This is a genomic window from Bacillus sp. COPE52, assembly GCF_003355115.1.
Classification (GTDB): domain Bacteria; phylum Bacillota; class Bacilli; order Bacillales; family Bacillaceae_G; genus Bacillus_A; species Bacillus_A toyonensis.
The window spans coordinates 707,114-727,170 of sequence record NZ_CP031292.1 but is presented as its reverse complement, the minus strand read 5'-3'; the positions used below and the strand labels follow the sequence as shown (position 1 = coordinate 727,170).

The window sequence follows — 20,057 nt, the reverse complement described above, 5'->3', positions numbered from 1 at the left end:
TTTTCATTACGTATATGATACAGTTTTTTCTTGTTCTTCTACAGCAGGCTTTTCAGCATCTTTTTTACGATCCGACAGTTTAATTTTCTGTAAGAAAATCGTAAAAATAGCGCCTACTACGATAAATACTAATCCTGTTAAGAATACAGTATGAAGTGAGTCTACTAAAGAATTTTTCAAAATTGGTACGATACTGTTAGCAAATGCTTCTGGCATTTGTTTTAATGCCTCTGGACTAAATAGCATCGAATATAAACCTTGTGGGTCTGTATGAATCATATCTTTAAATTTTGTTACCATTTGTCCCGCTTCTTTCGGGAATGTATCTAATACAGGTACTAACTTATTTGTTAATGTTGTACCTGACGTGTTATTCATAATTGATCCTAAAATTGTAATACCGAATGTCCCACCGATTTGACGGAAAAACTGACTTGATGATGTTACGACACCAAGGTCTTTTTTCGGGAAGCTTTCTTGTAACGCTAATGTTAATGTCGGCATTACAAGACCCATGCCTAAACCGATAACCATCATATAAGAAGTTGCAGTCAGTTTAGTTGTGTGCATATCCATCGTTGTTAATAACCAGAAACCACCAGCCATAATAAGCATTCCTGCGATAATTTGTGGTTTTACACCGACTTTTAATACAAGTTGCCCACCAATAATACTCATAACAATCATTGTAATCATCATCGGTGTCATAATCGTTCCCGACTCAGCAGCACTTACTCCTACAATACCTTGCATGAAGAATGGTACGAACATAATCGCACCGAACATTCCGATACTCATAAAGAATCCAATCGCATTAAGTATTGTAAACGTACGGTTTTTAAAGAAATGCATCGGTAAAATTGGTTCTTCAGCTTTCGTTTCAACGATAACGAAACTAATGATACCAATTACAGCTAGTGCAAATAAACCGATAATTTGCCAAGAATCCCATGCGTAATCTTTTCCGCCAAACGTTAACGCAAGTAATAAACTTACAACACCGAGAATCATCGTAAAGATTCCAGCGATATCAATTTTAATTGGTCCCGTTTGTTTATGTGATTTTAATCCCATTGCGATAAAGACTGTTGCTAAAATACCAACTGGTAAATTAATGTAGAATACCCATCTCCAGTTCACTGCGTCTACAATCCAACCACCAACTTGTGGTCCAATTACAGAAGCAAGACCGTATAACGCACCAAAAATACCTTGCCATTTCGCACGTTCTTTTCCCGTGAACATGTCTCCAATAATAATCATAGCCATCGGCATCATAATACCGCCACCAAGACCTTGAATACCACGGAAAATAATTAATTCTGTCATACCATTTGCCATACCACATAACGCTGAACCAATCATAAAAATAACTAGCCCTGTTATATATACGTTACGACGCCCAAGTAAATCCGCTAATTTACCTGCAATTGGTACGACTGTCGTTGATGTTAACATATAAGCTGTTGTTAACCATGTCATTAAGCTTAGTCCGCCAAGTTCACCAACGATACGCGGCATCGCTGTACCAACGATTGTTCCGTCTAACGCAGCAAATAGCATCGCAATTACTAAACCAATTAACAACAACTTTCTATTTGTATTGCCTTGTTGCTCCATGTAATCTCCTCAATTCCTCTTATTTATTCTCTTTTTTCTCTTGTGTCCCGCAAATAATGGTTTCTAACTTTTCAAAGAGGCGCAACAAATCTTCTCGTTCTTGTAATTCTAATTGTGAAAAGTATTTTGCGATATGCTCATTACGAGCTGCCATCGCCTCTTTTACTGTATTTTTCCCCTTTTTCGTTAGCTCAATGACAACAACACGGCGATCATTATCATCGTGATAACGCTCTACTAACTCATGATCAATTAAACGGTCGATCATTACTGTAATCGCGCTCGGTTTTACGTACATTTTCTCCGCCAATTGTGTCGCTCTTGAAGCTCCGTAATGATCTAAAATCTTTAAAATATAAAATTGCGGTGGTGTAAGTCCTGATGCTTGCATTTGTTCCAATAGCTCTGTTTGCATTTTCTTTCCTATAGCGAATGTAAGAGCTTGAATCTTATCAATATGAGTCATATCATTTGGCATGTTATCCACCTCTTATTTAAACAATAAAATATTTAACGTATTTAAATATTAATCCCGCGAACAAAATCCGTCAATACCTTTTATTCATAAAAACGTTTACATTTTTGTCACAAAGTTGTATAATTTTCGTCGAAGTTAATATTGACAGTCACGGAGAATCGGAGTATACGGCTATGAATCATAAAAAAGGGAACTTTTTTATATTTCATGGCCTTTTTATATTCTCTCTGTCTTAAACGCTTCCAATTAATTAGGGGAGGATTTTCATTTTATGTTTTTCACACAATTATTTAAACCTGCGCCCCATGCAGAACGCTTACCAGCTGATCGCATTGATAGCGAATACCGTAAATTACGTTTACAAGTATTTTTAGGTATCTTCATCGGTTATGCAGGTTACTACTTTGTTCGAAAAAACTTTTCACTAGCAATGCCATACTTAATTGAACAAGGCTTTAGTAAAGGGGAACTTGGGGTTATCCTTTCAGCAGTATCTATCGCTTACGGATTAAGTAAATTTCTTATGGGTATCGTATCCGACCGTTGTAATCCTCGCTACTTTTTAGCAGCTGGGCTATTTTTATCAGGTATCATTAATATTATTTTCGGCTCATTTTCTTTCATTACAACGAGCATTATACTTATGTTTGTACTTCAGTTTTTAAATGGATGGGTACAAGGGATGGGATGGCCTCCTTGTGGTCGTACGATGGTTCACTGGTTCTCTATTAGTGAACGTGGTACAAAAATGTCTATTTGGAACGTCGCTCATAACGTCGGCGGCGCACTTATGCCTTCTCTCGTTACATTAGGCTTATACTTCTTTGCAAATGACTGGAAAAGTATATTTTACTTCCCAGGTATTCTTTCAATTTTAGTTGGTATTTATGTATTGATTACGATGAGAGATACACCCCAATCTTGTGGATTACCGTCTATTGAGGAACATACTGGCGAATATCCATCAGGTGAAAAAGTGAAAGATCGCGAACGCGAACTTTCGGTAAAAGAAATTTTATTTAAATACGTACTAAACAATAAATTTTTATGGTACATCGCTATCGCGAACGTTTTCGTATATTTCGTACGTTACGGCGTTGTAGACTGGGCTCCTACTTATTTAGTAGAGGAAAAAAGCTTTACTCATAGTAGCTCACGTACAGCTTACGCTCTATATGAATGGGCTGGTATTCCAGGTACACTTCTTTGCGGATGGATGAGTGATAAACTATTTAAAGGACGCCGCGCACCTGCTGGTATTTTATTTATGGTCGGTGTATTCATTGCCGTTCTTGTTTACTGGCTAAATCCTGCTGGTCACCCAATCATTGATAGTATCGCACTTGTTTCCATTGGATTTTTAATTTACGGACCTGTTATGCTAATTGGTCTTCACGCACTTGACTTAGCACCAAAGAAAGCTGCTGGAACTGCAGCAGGCCTAACTGGTTTCTTTGGTTACCTAGGCGGAGCTACTTTTGCTAGCGCAGCTATGGGCTTTATTGTAGATGCATTCGGATGGGATGGCGGATTCATTTTATTACTTGTATCTTGCGTACTTGCAATGTTCTTCCTTGCCCTTACTTTAAATACAGGATCTGCAAAGTCAAAACAAGCTTAAACAAAATATAAATATGTAAACAAACATAAAAATAGCTCTTAGCGTTTATTCTATACGCTAAGAGCTATTCTTTATTTACAGCACTTTTCTTACTAGCTATAACAATCAATTCCTTCCCTACTATAAAATTAAAAAATTTGATGAAATACCTTTATTAATACAGCTAACGTAACAGATGCAGCAAATCCCCCTAAACAAATTAAGCTTACCCCTTGACTATATGATAAATTTTGAAATGATTTCATACCTTCCATCCTCCCTATCTCCCCTTTGATACTTTTATTTTACCAATGGGAAAATTTTCATAACATCGATTTTCCTAACAACAAACTTACAAATTTGTAAGTTAACATCTTTTCAACTTATATATCTAGTATTTCCACAAAAGGATGTCATTTATACATAAAAAAAGACCTCGGGTATCCCAAAGTCTTAGTTACGTGCTATTTCATTTTATTTTATAATCATTACTGGACATTTCACTCGTTTTGCTATTTTATGACTTACGCTACCAAGCATCATTTCTTGTAATGTATTTAATCCTCTGCTCCCAGCAATAACAAGATCTATATCCCCTGTATTTACATATTGAACGAGCGTATCACCAGGATCACCATGCAGAATCGTAAATTTATAAGAAATCTTCTCTTCCTTTAATAATCCTTCAATCTCTTTTAATTTATCTTTCCGACTAGCTGATATTGTTTCAAAATCTGTTTGTCCGTGTATAATATCTGATTTTGCTGTTCTATTATCTACGACATATACAATTTCAACATTTGCTTCTTCACTACATTTCGCAATATGTATTGCATGCTCCGCTGCCCGAAGTGCATGTTCAGAACCATCACATGCTAATATAATTTGTTTGTACATATGCTGAATCCCCTTTTCGTTATCCTACTCGTATTATATAATAAAGCCCCCTAAAAAGGAGGCTTTTAACTAGCAATTCTTTTATTATAAGTTGCTAAATTTGCAACAAGTTTTGAGCTACGTTCATTTAATCCCGTTATACTTACTTTCACACCACTTTGTTCATACTTCATGATAACTTTATCAATTGCGGCCACTGCTGAATCATCCCATACGTGTGCATGAGTAAAGTTCATTTCAATTTCTTTTACATCTTCATCAAATGAAAAAGCATTTATAAAATCTGCCGTAGATGCGAAGAATAGTTGGCCATGAATTTCGTATATTTTCTTATTTTCAATATATAAATGTTTCACGTGAATCTTTGCCATGTTGAATGCAAATAAAACAGCACTAATTACTGTCCCGATGATCACGCCTAATCCTAGATTGTGGGTGATAAGAACAACGACAACCGTTACGATCATGACGAACGCATTTCCTTTTGGCACTTTATGAATCGTCGCTACAGAGTTCCAATCAAATGTTCCAATTGAAACCATAATCATAACTGCAACTAAAGCTGCCATCGGAATACGAACAACATAATCACCTAAAACAAATAGTAATACGATTAAAAATCCGCCCGCTATAAATGTTGATAAACGCCCTCGTCCACCTGACTTAATGTTAATAACAGATTGGCCAATCATTGCACATCCTGCCATTCCTCCGAAAAATCCAGCAACAATGTTCGCAATCCCTTGTCCACGTGCCTCTTTATGTTTATTACTTTCCGTATGCGTCATATCATCTAAAACTGAAGCTGTTAATAATGATTCTAGTAAACCGATAATTGCAAGCATAACTGCATAAGGTAAAATAATCCCTAATGTCTCAAGTGTAAAAGGCACGTCAGGAATACTAAAGAACGGTAATTCTTTCGGCAGGCTTCCCATATCTCCTACTGTTTTCAACTGTAATCCGCTTATAAGTGCAATACTCGTCACAATAATAATTGAAATAAGCGTAGACGGCACAGCCGTTGTAATACGTGGAAATAAATATATAATTGCAAGTCCTAATACAACGAGTGCATACATTTGCCAAGTTGTATTTTTAAAATGTGGCAATTGCGCTGTAAAAACTAAAATTCCAAGTGAATTTAAAAAACCACTCATAACAGATTTCGGAACAAACTTCATAAATGAGCTCAGTTTGAACACGCCAAAAATAATTTGGACAATACCTGTTAATATTGTTGTAGCAAATAAATATTGCAAACCATGATCTTTAACGAGCGTTACCATTAATAATGCCATTGCACCTGTTGCAGCTGAAATCATTCCAGTTCTTCCGCCAACAAATGAAATGGTAACTGCAATACAAAAGGCGGCGTATAGTCCAACTGTCGGATCCACGCCTGCAATAACAGAGAAGGCTATCGCTTCAGGGATTAATGCTAAAGCAACGACAATTCCTGATAACACGTCCCCTCTCACATTAGAAAACCAGTCATTTTTTATCGTTTGAAACAAAATACCACTCCTCTACTCCTTTATCATTTGATTTTCTCCATAAGAAAATCTAGCCGACTGCACGAAGGCTATTATATAACGAGGAAAGGATATTGCGCTATGTAAAAGTTTCCTAAAAAAAGACGCTATCTTCATAGCGTCTTTTCTCGTTTCATTAATGTCCACCGTGACCTTGACCACTTTCCTGAACAATTTCTAATCTCTCATCTAATATTCCTTGTGTTTCAAATGAAATATTACTCGTACTACCTAAAAGGAAGCCATGGTTATACGGTCCCAGTGTTGGGTCATCTTTAAACTTCGGCTGAATACTAGCAAGGAAGTCATAAACTGGTTGTGAAGCTTTACCTTCCCCCAGCAAGACAACAGGTGCGTGTTTACCCATATGTGAAAAAGGTGCTCCTGCAATTGCTAAGTCTGGTGTTTCGCTTGAAACAAATGACAAACCGTGACCTGGTTTTGTGAATCCCCAGCCGAATTTTGTTTTTTCATCTTTAAACTTCGCAAATGCGATAGAATTTTCTACTGGTGTCTCTCCACTAATACGCGTTACTTTCCCATATTTACTTAACTCTCGTTCTACTTCTTTTGACACGATTTTCTCTGGTCCTAACACATATATATTCGCTTTATCTTTTCTCATCTTTAACGCCTCAATTGTCGCTTCTGGCACTTTATTCTTTTCTGTATAGAGTAGTGGCTCTGGCATATGAGAAATCCAGTTTACAGCTGGTGTTGTATACAAACGTCCTTCTTCTTCAGACGAACCGACAATAACGCTATTTGGATAGCTTCCTGTTATATCGGCATATTCTTTATCAACAGCTTTAGCAAATATAGCTGGATCCGTTTCTTTTATTTGCTTTACTTTATATTCTTTTAATTGCTCAAGGATAGATGCACCTACATCCCCCATCACCATAATTTGTGTTCCATCTTTCGTTCCGAGCGGATTTAATCGTTTTATTTCTTTTAACGTCATTTCAGGTACCTTTTCTTTTTCTATAAATAAAATCGGCCCATTATTCGGATGGTGAATAAGATCCGCACTCGCAATACCTAATTGCCACTCATTTACTGGTACTAAAATAATAGCGCCTGGCTGATTCTCTTGATGCGTTGCTGGCCATATCGTTTGCGAAGTTAGTACTGCCATTTGCAATGGATCATTTGTATTTAATCTCGTTATATTTTTTAAACTTGTTGTTAATAAATCATTAGATGCCCCTTTATTCATTTCTTTCGGCGCAGTTACCTCTTGATTCATTTTCATCTCTTTTTGCTCTGTTTTCTTCTCTTTTGTAGATTCATGGTTTTTATGGTCTGTATTCGTTTGTCCGCATGCAGCAAGACCAACTGCTGTAATTATTGTTATCCCAAAAACTCGGGTCACTTTTTTCACTATACCGCCTCCGTATCAATCGTTTTCGAGCCAATATCATTACCTAAATTAGAATTTCACCTTTACAATAACAAGCAATTCTGAAGAAATTATGCAGATGCATGATAATCTGCACCATTTCTTCATGATTTTGACTTACAATTTAAGTAATAACTAAAAATGCGGAGGTACTCTATGGTCGATATACTACTCGTAGACGATGAACCGAGAATGCTTGAATTATTAACGCTTTATCTTACTCCAATCGGATATAACTGCGTATGTGCGACGTCAGGAGAAGAAGCTATTTTACATATAGAAAACCGAAACTTTAAATTTGTTTTACTCGATATTATGATGCCAAAGATGGACGGATGGGACACGTGCAAAAAAATCCGCTCATTTAGTAACGTTCCTATTATTATGGTTACCGCTCGTGATCAAACAGTAGATGTCGTCCAAGGATTAAAACTCGGAGCGGATGATTACGTAACGAAACCTTTCCATGAAGAGGAACTTTTCGCAAGAATTGAAGCTGTTTTAAGGCGCACAAATGAACATAAACAAATCCAATATCACGGCATTCTATGGGATGAGACGAAGCACTTTGCTTCTGTATATAATGAAGAACTTCTTCTCACACCAATCGAATTCTCTTTACTCGGATTATTTTTACGCCATGTAAATTATGTATTAAGCCGTGATCAGCTCATTGAACGAATTTGGGGATTAAACACAAATACCGAAGATCGCACAGTCGATTCACATATTCGTAATTTGCGTGATAAATTGCGAAAAGCAAATTTCCCTATTGATCATCATTTAAAAACTGTGTACGGGGTAGGTTACAGGTGGGTTGATACCGAATATTTAGGAGCGAAACGATGAAGCGAATTTCTATTCAATTCGGATTTTATTTTTTAATTGTTACACTTTTAATCGAAAGCGTCCTCTTTGTTTTGCTCTATTATAGTCTTGTAAACAATAGAGTGAATGAAGAAATGACTGCTCTATTAAAACGAGGAAATAGTCATCGAGATGTACTTGAAAAATATTATGATAAACAAACAATCTCTCACGTTGCATTAATGGAGTCTGAAGCTGAAACTACTGTTGTTATTACAAATGCAAATAAAGCAGTACTAGCTAAATCTAACGAAATAAACACGACTATAAAAAATCATATTAGTGGAATGCAAACTCGAACCGACCATAACGGAGCTATTATAGAAAATCATTGGAAAACATCTAATTATATTTGTACAGTTAGCCCCATTGTAGTAGGTGGAAAACATGAGGGCTATGTGTACATGTTTCTTGGAACTGAATCAATTGAAGAGATGGTTAATAGGCTAACAAAACAATTCATTATTGCCGGTATCATCACATTTCTACTAACAGTCATCACCATTTTTCTATTATCCCGTTTATTAACAAAGCCATTGTTACACATGAAACATGCCACTGAAAAAATGAGTAAAGGTGATTTATCCGTTTCATTAACGACTACTCGAAATGATGAAATTGGTGAACTCGCACAATCTATTCAAACGCTCGCAAATGATTTACATTATATGAAAACGGAAAGAAGTGAATTTCTAGCAAGTGTTGCTCACGAATTACGTACACCTTTAACATACGTAAGAGGTTACGCTGACATTGCCTTAAAAGACAGCACACCTCCTGAACAACGTTTACGATATTTATCTATTATAAAAGATGAGTCTGATTATATTACGAACTTAGTTCAAGATTTATTTTCACTCGCTCAAATGGAACAACATAACTTTTCTATTCATGTAAACGAGGTACAATTACACACCTTCCTTACTCGCATAGCCGAAAAAGTAAATGCAATGTATAAAGAAAGACACATTAAAGTTTCTTTCACTTGTCCTCCTACACTGTTAGTCAACTTAGATGAACAGCGATTTGAACAAGTTATAATAAACATTTTAAATAACGCTTATAGACATTCAAAAGAGCATTCTCATATCAACATTTCTGTTACAGAAGAATATAAGCATATTTCCATCAACATTGAGGACGACGGTGAAGGTATTCCCCCTGAAGACCTCCCTCACATTTTCGACCGCTTTTATCGTGTTGATAAAGCAAGAACACGAGCTACAGGCGGAACCGGTTTAGGGCTTTCTATCGTGAAGGAAATCGTAGAACTACACGGCGGGAATATTACAGTCACAAGTGAAGTTGATCATGGATCTTGTTTTACAATTTCATTGCCATCTATAAAGAAACACGACTACTATGAGTAGTCGTGTTTCTTTATCCTTTAAGATTTCACTTTATAATATAGATTTACAAATTGCCCAAAACGTTTCGTATCCGTTAAAGTTAAATTGATTTCCGGGTTCTTGTCTTGAAATAACGGAACTCCAGAACCTAATATATGCGGTGTGATCGTGACAACATATTCATCAATTAGATTATTCTTAAAGAACTCTCTTAATAAACTCCCTCCACCAACCATCCATATTTTAGATCCTTCCTGCTCTTTCAAACTTTTCGTAAACTCTACTACATCTTCATTTACAAACTCCACATGTTCGTTTGAGCCTTTTTCCGAGTTAGAAAAAACATAACATTTTTTATCTACATACGGGAATGTTTCCGTATGCTCTACTACATAATCGTACGTTCTTTTTCCCATAATTATTGTATCAATCGTTTCGTACATTTCTGTATAACCGTTGTCTCCCTCTCCTTCCGTTTCCATTAACCACTGTAAATCATCATCTTCTTTCGCAATAAATCCATCTAAGCTCGCCGCAATAAATAAAACAATTTCACGTGACATATTTTTTCCTCCTTACGTTTCATCTTGATAAAATTATGATGTAAGCAATATACTAACAGTAAAACATGACAATTAATGTCATATTAAAAAGAAACAGGTGGTATATTTGTCAAAAGCTAAACGCTTATTAGATATTCTTATATTTGCTTCTGCGAAAAAAACATTTACAGCGCAAGAAATAGCTGATGAATTTAATATTTCCGTTCGTACTGTTCATAGATACATTTTAGATTTAAGTGATATGGGGTTACCTATTTATGCTGAACAAGGTCGTAACGGAGGATATAAAGTATTAACGAATAGGGTCATTCCGCCTATTTTATTTACCGAAGAAGAAGCCGTATCCATCTTTTTTGCTTTTCAATCTTTAAGCTACTATCGAGACTTGCCTTTCAATACAGAAATCAATTCTGTTACTCATAAACTGTATAGCTCTCTTCAAAACGATGCGAAAGCGAAAGTTGATAAAATCCGCTCTTATATCGCCTTTTGGAATCCTAAGAGAACAATTGATACACCACTTTTAAGAGAAGTGTTAACAGCGGCTATTGAAAATAAAAATTTACACTTTCAATACGAATCTAAATCAGGGATAAAAACAAAACACGTTCACCCTATCGGTGTATATGCTCACGATGGTTTATGGTATTTGCCATCCTATGACTTTAGCAGGCAGAAAGTATTACTGTATCGTGTTGATCGTATTCTTTCTATACTATACACGGAAGAAAACGAAGATACTTTTATGAATTTAGAAGAATGGTTTGCCTCTAACTCTAACGTAATAAACATTCCTACTCAGTTACATGTTTTACTCACAACCGAAGGCGTACGTCAATGTAAAAGCGTTCCTTACCTTGAAGAGTTCGTTGAAGTAAACGAAGATGGGACAGGATATATACACTCAACAATTGATAAAGGTGAAATCCATTTTATTACGCCTTTATTTTATAGACTGGGAAAAGATGCACGAGTTTTAGAACCGAGAGAATTGATAGATGGTTTACGTATACGTGCGAAAGAAATTTTAAATATGTATGAAGACTAAAAAGCTGCTAAATATAAGCAGCTTTTTAGTCTAGTTATTCCTATTGTTTTATTATTGACGAATATCGAACCACCAACGATTTTTCGCATTCATATTCTCCGTCCCACTAAACCCACTGTAACGGAAAGCATCAAGGAAGATTGAATCTAGCTTATCCTCATCTACAAAATAACCTAAGTTAACTTTTACCGTTTGTCCTGGTCGGATACTGCCAATATTGTAAAAACTTTTTCCCAATATTTTTCACTTTTGTTGTTAAGTAAACAAATTTAGGATTAACTAATTTTGATTCTACTAGTTTATCAATTGAATCTTTACCATTTCCGAGTTTATATTCATCCCGTCTGTATGGTAGCAATTCTCCTATCTGATTTAAAGCCTTATTCTTGCTTAGTATTTCTAAGCCAAGTTCATTAAAGTTTTCTTGTTTAAAATCTTTGATTGAATCGAAGACTTCAACTTTTTCTATCACATATTCAATTTGGCTGTTATCCATGATTATAGTTACTGGAGCCTTTTGCCCTATATGAAATAGTCGTTTGCTATCTTTTTTCAAAGGAATCACCTTAGTTTTTTTAGGTTCATCTGCTTTGCTAAAACGATTTTCATCATATTCTACTATATGTGATGCCTTTTCTTTTGACGTAGGCTCAAGTGAAATGCTCCCTAACACTTCCATCATTTGTTCTTCGTTTATATCGGATCCAATATAACTCTCTAACATAATCCCTTCTTTCTCAAAAAAGAGAAAGACCTTTCTGTCAAACATTACATTGTTGTTTCCTGTTTCTTTATGGACAATTACTGCTTTCCTACCATTTATCTCTTTTTCTTCGTAACTTTTCGAATACAGAGTTTGAAAATCTGTATTTTCCCCTACCCTCCGAAGAGCGAATGAAAATCCCCCCATTGCGTAGTTATCTTTAAATGAATATTTCATAGCACTGTCATCAATTGCTTCCATATTTTCTGGCAATTTACCAATCTTCAACTTATACCACTTATCACTCTTTTTCGAATCCTTATTTGTTACTGAAACATTTACTTCGTAATTTTGTTTTTGGACAATCATATTATAAACTTTCACTGCCCCAAAAACGGTTGTCGGCATGCCAATCAATAAGCAAGCAGCAGCGATTAACATACGATGTTTTTTACGCTTTTTCTGCGGTTGTCCATCTTTCAGCTGCATTTCCTCCATAAACAATTTCTTTTTGCGCGTATATGTATGTGAAAATTCATGCTGTTCTTCGAGTTTATCAAAATCATCTAAAGCAATTTTTTCAGCAAGTTCATATATTTCTTTGGAGTTCTTTGAATTCGTCATGTTGTATACCTCCTATCATATTTTGAACTCGTTTTCGAGCGCGTTCAAACTGCTTACGGACATTTGCCTCCGTTATCCCCATTACACTTGAAATTTCTTGATACGTTAAGTTATAGAAGACTTTGTACTTAAACACCTGTCTGTTCGATTCATTTAACTCTTTTAGCAATGTATCAATTTGAACCTCGGACATTAGACGTTTTTCCCACTCTTCAATATTTTCATCTACTGCTTCTATTGATTCTCTTTCATATTCTTCTAAAAATGTTTCATGTCGTTTATTTTTCCGGTAACTATCAATCGCCTTATTTTTCGCGACCCTCAAAGTGTAGCGTTTAAGCTCTTGAGTGTTCAAGCTATGGAGCTTTTCCAAGTTCTTATAAAGAGTAATAAACGTCTCTTGAACTGCATCTTCAGCCTGCTGAAGATTATTTAAAATAGAATACGCTACATAATAAACTTTTTGTTCGTACAACTCGTATAGCTCTTCCATCTTTTCATAATCGTTGTTTGTAACTTTCATATAATTCCTCCTCTCATTCTATATAACGAATGAGCGATATACTTTGTGACACTGCAAAATCTTTTTATAGATAAAATTTAATAATAGAATAAACAAAAGCCCAATTTCTCTATTGTAACTGAGAAATTGGGCTTTTGTTTATTGGAATTTTCCTGACTGTTCCATTTTATGTTTCACTTGATTAGTTCAATCGTTTCCGTAACCTTTATACTATCTTTTACAGATTGAACAATCGTACAATTTTTCACTGCAAGCTGTAACGCCTTGTCCAACTGCTCTTCTGTAATGTTTTCTGCTTTAATTTTATAATGTAAATGAACACTTTCAACTGGTTTTGATAATGCTTCACTTCTACCAATTTCAGTCTCAATTGTAAACGTATCATATGTAATACGTTTCTTTTCTAAAATTGTTCGAAAGACAATTGCACTACACCCTGCGATAGAAGAAACGAGTAATTGTAACGGTGAATACCCATTTTCTTTTCCAATCGCTAATTGACCGTACGATAAATCTGCTTCTATATCATCGTGTTTGATTGTTAGTTTCATTTGTTTTTTCCATCTCCACTTTCATCGGTTTCTTCCGTTTCTTACTCATATAATAATATATGTAGCAGAAAATGATAAATGGAATACCACAATATAACGCCATTCTTTGTTCAGGAATAAACGCTAAACTAATAACAACGATGCTATTTGTAATTAAAGCTAAAATTGGAACAATCGGGTATAGTGGTGTTCTATACTTTAAGTCCTCTAATTTCCCTCCGCCTTTTATATACTGACTTCTAAAACGAAGTTGCGATAGCGCAATAATGATCCAACTTGAAACAGCCGATAAACCAGCTATCGATAATAAGTACATGTACACTGTATCTTCTGCAAGGAAACTTGTGAATAGAGATAATCCAGCTACCGCAATCGTTACGACTAGCGCTGTAATTGGAATACCACGTTTATTTACTTTCTTGAAAGAAGTTGGTGCCATTCCTTCATTTGCAAGTGACCATAATATACGCGTTGCTGCATATAATCCTGAATTCGCTACAGATAATAAAGCAGTAATAATAACGAAGTTCATAATATCAGCTGCATACGGAATACCGATTTTATCAAATACAACTACGAATGGACTTTCAATTACGCCTGCTTCTTTCCAAGAAATTAATCCTACTAAAATCGTCATTGTTAAAATGAAGAATAACATAATGCGCCATACTGTATTACGAATTGCGCGTGGAATTGTTTTTTCTGGATCTTTACTTTCTCCTGCTGCAATCCCGATTAACTCTGTTCCTTGGAATGAGAAGTTAACCGTAATCATTGTAAGTAATACGGCAGCTAGTCCATTCGGGAATAACCCGCCATCGCTTACGAAGTTAGAGAAAAGAGGTGCCGCTTCTTTTCCGTCGTATGGTAAAAATCCTAGTAATGCACTACCACCAAGTAGAACGAATGCAATAATTGTAACTACTTTAATACTAGAGAACCAAAACTCTAATTCAGCGTAACTTTTCGCTGAGATAGCGTTTGAAGCATATAAAATAACTCCGAATACGAGACACCATACCCAAACATCAACAGTTGGAAACCATCTTTTCATCATTAAACCGATCGATGTTAATTCCAGTCCTACTGTTACTGCCCAGCCAAGCCAATATAGCCAGCCGATCATAAAGCCTGTTCCTGGTCCAATAAACTTCGTCGCATACTTTTGGAAAGACCCTGAAACTGGCATTGCTACCGTTAGTTCTCCAAGACAAAGCATTGTTAAATACATAATAAATCCGCCCACTAAATATGAAAGGATGGCCCCCCCTGGTCCAGCCTGATTAATAGTGTAACCTGAACCTAGAAAAAAACCAGTTCCGATTACACCACCAAGTGCGATCATAAATAAATGTCTACTCTTCATCGTACGATGTAATTTCTCATTTGTTGGTTGCTGCATCTTAATCCTCCCCCTACAAGTACCCCTATCTCTTTTTAAAATTTTCTGATAATAAAAATATACACGAAAGCGATTACAATTTCTATATAAAATTAACACTTTTCTGATAAAATAATATAAAAAATCGAATTATTGCAAGATTTAGATACTATTTAGAGGAAAATAAGGAGAAACAAGGAAAAAACCCTTACATATATTGTAAGAGTTAACGAAGCTCTAATCTTCTCGATAAAATTGATAAACTATAATTCACTATAAAATACATACAAGCCACTACTATAAAAGTCGGAATCATATAATTTACATTTTGCCCGCTAATAATTTGAGCATTATGCATAAGCTCTGGCAATGATATAACAACTGCGAGCGACGTATCTTTTAGCAATGAAATAAACTGACTAACAAGCGGGGGGACCATTCTTCTTAATGCTTGCGGCAAAATAATATGCCAAAGCGCTTGCACATACGTTAACCCTGAAGACCTTGCAGCCTCAATCTGCCCTTTTTCGATAGATAATAGACCGCTTCGAACAATTTCAGATATCATTGCCGCTTCAAATATTGTTAAAGCAACAATTGTAGCTGTTATAATTTCTAACTTCAATCCCGCTTCTGGAAGTGCAAAATACGTAAAAAATATAATTAAAAGTAGCGGTAAATTTCGAATCACTTCCACGATAACTCCTAATATTTGTGAAACGACAGGTATTTTCGTATAGCGCAATATTCCTATTACACTACCAATAATAAAGCTAAGTACAATTGCTACGAGCGCTACCTCTAACGTTATAAGTAATCCTTTTAACAAAAAGAGGATATGATCACCTGTTATTGCTCCTTTAAAATCCATTTATACCGCCTCCTTTGCCAAGCGTTTTTCTAAATAACGCACTAGCATACTGAGCGGAATTGTTAATATTAAATAAAACATCCCGACAAATATATACACATCGAACGTAACAAATGTCTTCGTTGAAATTAAATCTCCTTGATACATTAAATCAGCACCAGCAATAATTCCAAGTATTGAGGAGTTTTTAACTAAATTGAGAAATTGGTTTCCTAAAGGGGGGATTACAATTTTCATAGCTTGGGGTAAGACGATATAATACATTCCTTGCACATACGTTAATCCTGAAGAACGCGCAGCCTCCATTTGCCCTTTTGCCACTGATAAAATGCCAGCGCGAATTACTTCCGCAATAAACGCTGCAGTATATACGGTAAGCGTAAGTGTTCCTGCTACAAAACCATTTAAAGTAATTCCTATTACAGGTAAAGCGAAATAAAATATAAATGCAATTAATACGAGTGGAATATTTCTTACAAACTCTACAAAAGCGGACCCCACCCAATTTAAAATACGAATCGGTGCAATACGCATTACCGCCAAAATTACCCCTAAAATAAAACTACCTATTAATGCGATTACACTAGACATAACCGTATATTTAAATCCTTCTAAATACATATCAATGTTATTCGTTAATATAGAAAAATCAGGCACATATTCTCCCCTCTTTCTTTACAAGAAGAGGATGAGTACTCTCATCCTCTCACTCTTACTATTTATCACGAGAAATAAAGTTTCACTTTACTTCTCTTGTTTTTGACCGATCCATTTTTCATATAATTTGTCGTACTCTCCACTCGTCTTCATATCTTTTAGTAAGTTATTAATCTCTTTCGTTAAATCATCTGCACCTTTTTGTATTGCAATTCCGTACGGTTCATCCGTAAAAATTTTCCCTACAACTTCATAATTCGAATCTTGTTTTGCCATTCCGTAAAGAATCGCATTATCTGTCGTTAAAACATCGCCTTTACCTGCTTTTAACGCTGTAAATGCCTCACTATAATTTTCAAATTCTAATACAGTCGCTTCTGGTGACTTTTGACGAATGTTATTTGTAGATGTTGAGCCTTTTACCGCTAACACTTTAACGCCTTGTTTTATATCATCAATGCTCTTAATATTACTTCCTTTTTTCACAAGTAACGATTGTCCCGCTTTAAAATATACATCTGAAAAATCTACTTCTTTTTTGCGTTCTTCCGTAATTGTCATTGTCGCAATAATTGCATCAATATCACCATTCTTCAACATTGGAATACGTGTTTTAGACGTTACCTCTTTCAGCTCTAGTTTCTTTTCATCACCAAGAATTTTTTTCGCAAGTGCCTTTGCGACATCAACATCAAATCCTTCTACTTGCCCTGTTGAAGGATTTTTCAATCCAAATAAATTCGTATCATTCTTCACTCCAACTACTAATTTTCCACGCTTCTTAATTTGTTCAATGGCCCCGCCTTGCTTCGTATTCGTTTCTTTCACATCATCTTTTTTACTTCCGCACCCAGCGACAACGAGTACGAATAAACATGAAAATACAATTAAAGTAAACAACTTTTTCATTTTAAGCATGAAATTCCTCCTTTAATGATTTAACACTCGGCTTAAAAATAGACGAGCTCTTTCTTGTTCAGGATTCGCAAAAAATTGTACTGGTGTTGTATCTTCGATAATTTGACCATCATCCATAAATAAAATCCGATCTGCTACCTCACGTGCAAATCCCATTTCATGCGTGACGACGACCATCGTCATTCCTTCTTTAGCTAGCGTTTTCATAACGTCAAGCACTTCTCCAATCATCTCCGGATCAAGAGCAGACGTAGGCTCATCAAATAGCATAATTTCAGGCTGCATCGCAAGTCCCCTAGCAATCGCTACCCTTTGCTGTTGACCTCCGGATAATTGATGCGGGTATACATTAGCCTTTTCCGGGATTCCTACTTTCTCTAAATAAAACATCGCTGTTTTCTCAGCTTCCTCTTTTGAAACTTTATTTACTTTAATAGGCGCTAGTGTAATATTTTGAAGAACCGTTTTATGTGGATATAAATAAAAATGTTGAAAGACCATCCCGATATCTCGGCGTAATTCATTCATATCCGTTTTCTTATTGTGTACCTCTGTATTTTGTACAATTAATTCTCCATCTGTAATTGTCTCTAATTGATTTATACACCGAAGCAATGTACTTTTCCCTGACCCTGAAGGTCCAACAACTACTACCACTTCACCCTTTTGTACTTGCAGATTAATATCTTTTAAAACTTGAAAGTCACCATAATATTTATTTACATTACGAAACTCAATCACCATACTCCCCCCCTTCCTCTAACAAAGCATGTACATTCTTTTTATATTCAAAAATAGGCAAAAAAATAACTTTCAGCTTCATTTTGTCCATAAAAAAAGAGCAAAGGTCGTTCCCTTTGCTCCTTCGTTCCTATCCTATTAAGATACTTCTTCTTTTTTATCTTTCCCATATTCATGCTCCCAGAAATCAGCATTTTTAATTCCTAATTCCTGCGGATCAAATACTGGATCTTTCCCTTCTTTTTTCTGCTTTTCATAGTCTTTTAAGGCGATCAATGCTGGTTTTTGTAGTAGTAAAATCGCGATAATGTTAACCCATGCCATAATTCCTACACCGATGTCACCTAAAGCCCACGCTGTTGCAGCTGTTTTTACACAACCATAGAATACGACTCCTAAGAATACAAACTTTAGTACGATGGACATCCAAGGACGGTCTTTATCACGATTTAAGTATGCAATATTCGTTTCTGCAATGTAGTAATACGCCATAATTGTTGTAAATGCAAAGAATAATAGCGAGATTGCGACGAAACCGTTTCCAAATCCAGGGAAAACAGATTCTACTGCTGCCTGTGTATAACCAGGACCCGGCTGTGCACCGTTTAATTTATTGACGATAAAGTTTTTTCCGCTTGCATCAAATACGTTATACATGCCTGTAATAATCATCATAAATGCTGTTGCTGAACAGACGAATAATGTATCAATGTAAACGGAAAATGCTTGTACTAACCCTTGTTTAGCTGGGTGTGATACTTCAGCAGCTGCCGCCGCATGTGCCCCAGTTCCTTGCCCTGCTTCATTGGAATAAATACCACGTTTTACTCCCCAAGAGATTGCTAAACCAATAATCCCACCAAAAGCTGCTTCTAATGCAAATGCACTTTTTAAAATTAACATGAAAGCATCTGGTAACTTTTCAATATTCATAGCTACAATTACACAAGCTACTAAAATATAACCAAGCGCCATAAACGGCACTACAACTTGTGCTACGTTAACAATCCGCTTAACTCCACCAAAAATAATAAGCGCTAATGCCGCTACTAATACCGCTCCAGATACAGAAGTATTAATACCGAAAGCTGTTTCCAAACTTACAGCAATACTATTCGCCTGAACACCCGGTAACAGCATCCCCGTTGCAAGAATTGTTGCTGCAACGAATACTAATGCATACCATTTAACTCCTAGCCCTTTTTCAATGTAATAAGCTGGACCACCACGGAATTGTCCTTGATGCTTCGTCTTATATATTTGTGCAAGTGTTGATTCTACATAAGCAGAACCTGCTCCTAGAAAAGCTACCGCCCACATCCAAAAGACAGCTCCTGGACCACCAAATGCAACAGCCGTTGCAACACCCGCAATATTTCCTGTTCCAACGCGCCCTGATAATGAAAGTGCTAACGCCTGGAACGAAGAAACACCAGCATCCGATTTTTCTCCTTGAAATGTAAGCTTCACCATTTCTCCTACATGCCTTACTTGTAAAAACCTCGTTCGAATGGAAAAATATAAACCTGCTCCTAAACATAAATAAACAAGTGCTGGACTCCAAACAATATTATTGATCCAACTTACGATAGCTTCCAACATTCCCCCTCCTCATTTATAAAGAATATTCAGAATATACATAAAATTATACGTGCATACCGAATCTATAACAATATTATTTTAATAAAATAAACATATTTTTGTATAAAAAAACAAAGTATATATTTAT

At 35.8% G+C, this 20,057-nt stretch carries 19 protein-coding genes and 1 pseudogene; 4 read left to right on the top strand and 16 right to left on the bottom strand.

Annotated elements, in window-relative coordinates; genetic code table 11:
- Nucleotides 1-6: 6 nt before the first annotated feature.
- Nucleotides 7-1,620 carry an MDR family MFS transporter gene (locus DPQ31_RS03520; protein WP_098711020.1) on the bottom strand — a complete coding sequence of 538 codons (1,614 nt, stop codon included), beginning with the start codon at nucleotides 1,618-1,620 and terminating at the stop codon, nucleotides 7-9.
- A gap of 19 nt (nucleotides 1,621-1,639) precedes the next feature.
- Nucleotides 1,640-2,098, bottom strand: coding sequence for a MarR family winged helix-turn-helix transcriptional regulator (locus tag DPQ31_RS03515; protein ID WP_001132370.1), 459 nt, complete (start codon nucleotides 2,096-2,098; stop codon nucleotides 1,640-1,642).
- Between the two features lie 271 nt (nucleotides 2,099-2,369).
- Here DPQ31_RS03515 and glpT point away from each other — a divergent pair, with 271 nt between their 5' ends.
- Nucleotides 2,370-3,719, top strand: coding sequence for a glycerol-3-phosphate transporter (gene glpT, locus DPQ31_RS03510; RefSeq protein ID WP_000466380.1), 1,350 nt, complete (start codon nucleotides 2,370-2,372; stop codon nucleotides 3,717-3,719).
- A 128-nt stretch (nucleotides 3,720-3,847) separates the two neighbouring features.
- Here the strand turns inward: glpT and DPQ31_RS03505 are convergent, their stop codons facing one another.
- From DPQ31_RS03505 to DPQ31_RS03490, 4 genes are all read right to left on the bottom strand, one after another.
- On the bottom strand, nucleotides 3,848-3,964 hold the full coding sequence (locus DPQ31_RS03505) for a DUF4027 family protein (RefSeq protein WP_000834733.1): 117 nt from the start codon (nucleotides 3,962-3,964) through the stop codon (nucleotides 3,848-3,850).
- A 208-nt stretch (nucleotides 3,965-4,172) separates the two neighbouring features.
- A complete protein-coding gene (locus tag DPQ31_RS03500) occupies nucleotides 4,173-4,595 on the bottom strand; it encodes a universal stress protein (RefSeq protein ID WP_000277986.1) in 423 nt (140 codons plus the stop codon).
- Nucleotides 4,596-4,660: 65 nt separating this feature from the next.
- A complete protein-coding gene (locus DPQ31_RS03495) occupies nucleotides 4,661-6,112 on the bottom strand; it encodes a SulP family inorganic anion transporter (protein WP_208731550.1) in 1,452 nt (483 codons plus the stop codon).
- A gap of 154 nt (nucleotides 6,113-6,266) precedes the next feature.
- Nucleotides 6,267-7,514: a cell wall-binding repeat-containing protein gene (locus DPQ31_RS03490; protein WP_098911605.1), complete on the bottom strand. Its 1,248-nt coding sequence runs from the start codon at nucleotides 7,512-7,514 to the stop codon at nucleotides 6,267-6,269.
- Nucleotides 7,515-7,688: 174 nt separating this feature from the next.
- Here DPQ31_RS03490 and DPQ31_RS03485 point away from each other — a divergent pair, with 174 nt between their 5' ends.
- On the top strand, nucleotides 7,689-8,381 hold the full coding sequence (locus DPQ31_RS03485) for a response regulator transcription factor (protein ID WP_098911604.1): 693 nt from the start codon (nucleotides 7,689-7,691) through the stop codon (nucleotides 8,379-8,381).
- Complete coding sequence (locus DPQ31_RS03480) at nucleotides 8,378-9,769, top strand: sensor histidine kinase (RefSeq protein ID WP_087969029.1); 1,392 nt, start codon at nucleotides 8,378-8,380, stop codon at nucleotides 9,767-9,769. Before DPQ31_RS03485 ends, DPQ31_RS03480 begins: the two co-directional genes overlap by 4 nt.
- 17 nt (nucleotides 9,770-9,786) lie before the next feature.
- On the opposite strand, the gene DPQ31_RS03475 is transcribed toward DPQ31_RS03480, so the two are convergent.
- Nucleotides 9,787-10,311: a dihydrofolate reductase family protein gene (locus DPQ31_RS03475; RefSeq protein WP_098911603.1), complete on the bottom strand. Its 525-nt coding sequence runs from the start codon at nucleotides 10,309-10,311 to the stop codon at nucleotides 9,787-9,789.
- Between the two features lie 106 nt (nucleotides 10,312-10,417).
- On the opposite strand from DPQ31_RS03475, the gene DPQ31_RS03470 reads away from it, so the two are divergent.
- Nucleotides 10,418-11,359, top strand: a complete 942-nt coding sequence (locus DPQ31_RS03470; RefSeq protein WP_097959039.1) for a helix-turn-helix transcriptional regulator — start codon at nucleotides 10,418-10,420, stop codon at nucleotides 11,357-11,359.
- Nucleotides 11,360-11,410: 51 nt separating this feature from the next.
- Here the strand turns inward: DPQ31_RS03470 and DPQ31_RS03465 are convergent.
- The 9 genes and pseudogenes from DPQ31_RS03465 to DPQ31_RS03425 all read right to left on the bottom strand — a co-directional run bounded on the left by DPQ31_RS03465 (nucleotide 11,411) and on the right by DPQ31_RS03425 (nucleotide 19,927).
- Nucleotides 11,411-12,686 (bottom strand): annotated as a pseudogene (locus DPQ31_RS03465) (DUF4367 domain-containing protein).
- On the bottom strand, nucleotides 12,652-13,209 hold the full coding sequence (locus DPQ31_RS03460; protein ID WP_208731549.1) for an RNA polymerase sigma factor: 558 nt from the start codon (nucleotides 13,207-13,209) through the stop codon (nucleotides 12,652-12,654). Before DPQ31_RS03460 ends, DPQ31_RS03465 begins: the two are co-directional and overlap by 35 nt.
- A gap of 173 nt (nucleotides 13,210-13,382) precedes the next feature.
- Nucleotides 13,383-13,760 (bottom strand): OsmC family protein, encoded by a 378-nt coding sequence (locus DPQ31_RS03455; RefSeq protein ID WP_000778838.1) that lies wholly within the window; start codon nucleotides 13,758-13,760, stop codon nucleotides 13,383-13,385.
- Nucleotides 13,735-15,162: an amino acid permease gene (locus DPQ31_RS03450; protein WP_001187119.1), complete on the bottom strand. Its 1,428-nt coding sequence runs from the start codon at nucleotides 15,160-15,162 to the stop codon at nucleotides 13,735-13,737. Before DPQ31_RS03450 ends, DPQ31_RS03455 begins: the two co-directional genes overlap by 26 nt.
- A 205-nt stretch (nucleotides 15,163-15,367) precedes the next feature.
- The gene (locus DPQ31_RS03445; RefSeq protein ID WP_000345979.1) at nucleotides 15,368-16,012 is read right to left on the bottom strand and encodes an amino acid ABC transporter permease; all 645 of its coding nucleotides are present in this window, start codon (nucleotides 16,010-16,012) and stop codon (nucleotides 15,368-15,370) included.
- Nucleotides 16,013-16,669: an amino acid ABC transporter permease gene (locus DPQ31_RS03440; RefSeq protein ID WP_016107533.1), complete on the bottom strand. Its 657-nt coding sequence runs from the start codon at nucleotides 16,667-16,669 to the stop codon at nucleotides 16,013-16,015.
- An 87-nt stretch (nucleotides 16,670-16,756) separates the two neighbouring features.
- On the bottom strand, nucleotides 16,757-17,587 hold the full coding sequence (gene glnH / locus DPQ31_RS03435; RefSeq protein WP_087949307.1) for a glutamine ABC transporter substrate-binding protein GlnH: 831 nt from the start codon (nucleotides 17,585-17,587) through the stop codon (nucleotides 16,757-16,759).
- 12 nt (nucleotides 17,588-17,599) lie between these two features.
- Nucleotides 17,600-18,328, bottom strand: a complete 729-nt coding sequence (locus tag DPQ31_RS03430) for an amino acid ABC transporter ATP-binding protein (RefSeq protein ID WP_167545147.1) — start codon at nucleotides 18,326-18,328, stop codon at nucleotides 17,600-17,602.
- A gap of 138 nt (nucleotides 18,329-18,466) precedes the next feature.
- On the bottom strand, nucleotides 18,467-19,927 hold the full coding sequence (locus tag DPQ31_RS03425) for an alanine/glycine:cation symporter family protein (RefSeq protein WP_000387486.1): 1,461 nt from the start codon (nucleotides 19,925-19,927) through the stop codon (nucleotides 18,467-18,469).
- Nucleotides 19,928-20,057: the final 130 nt, after the last annotated feature.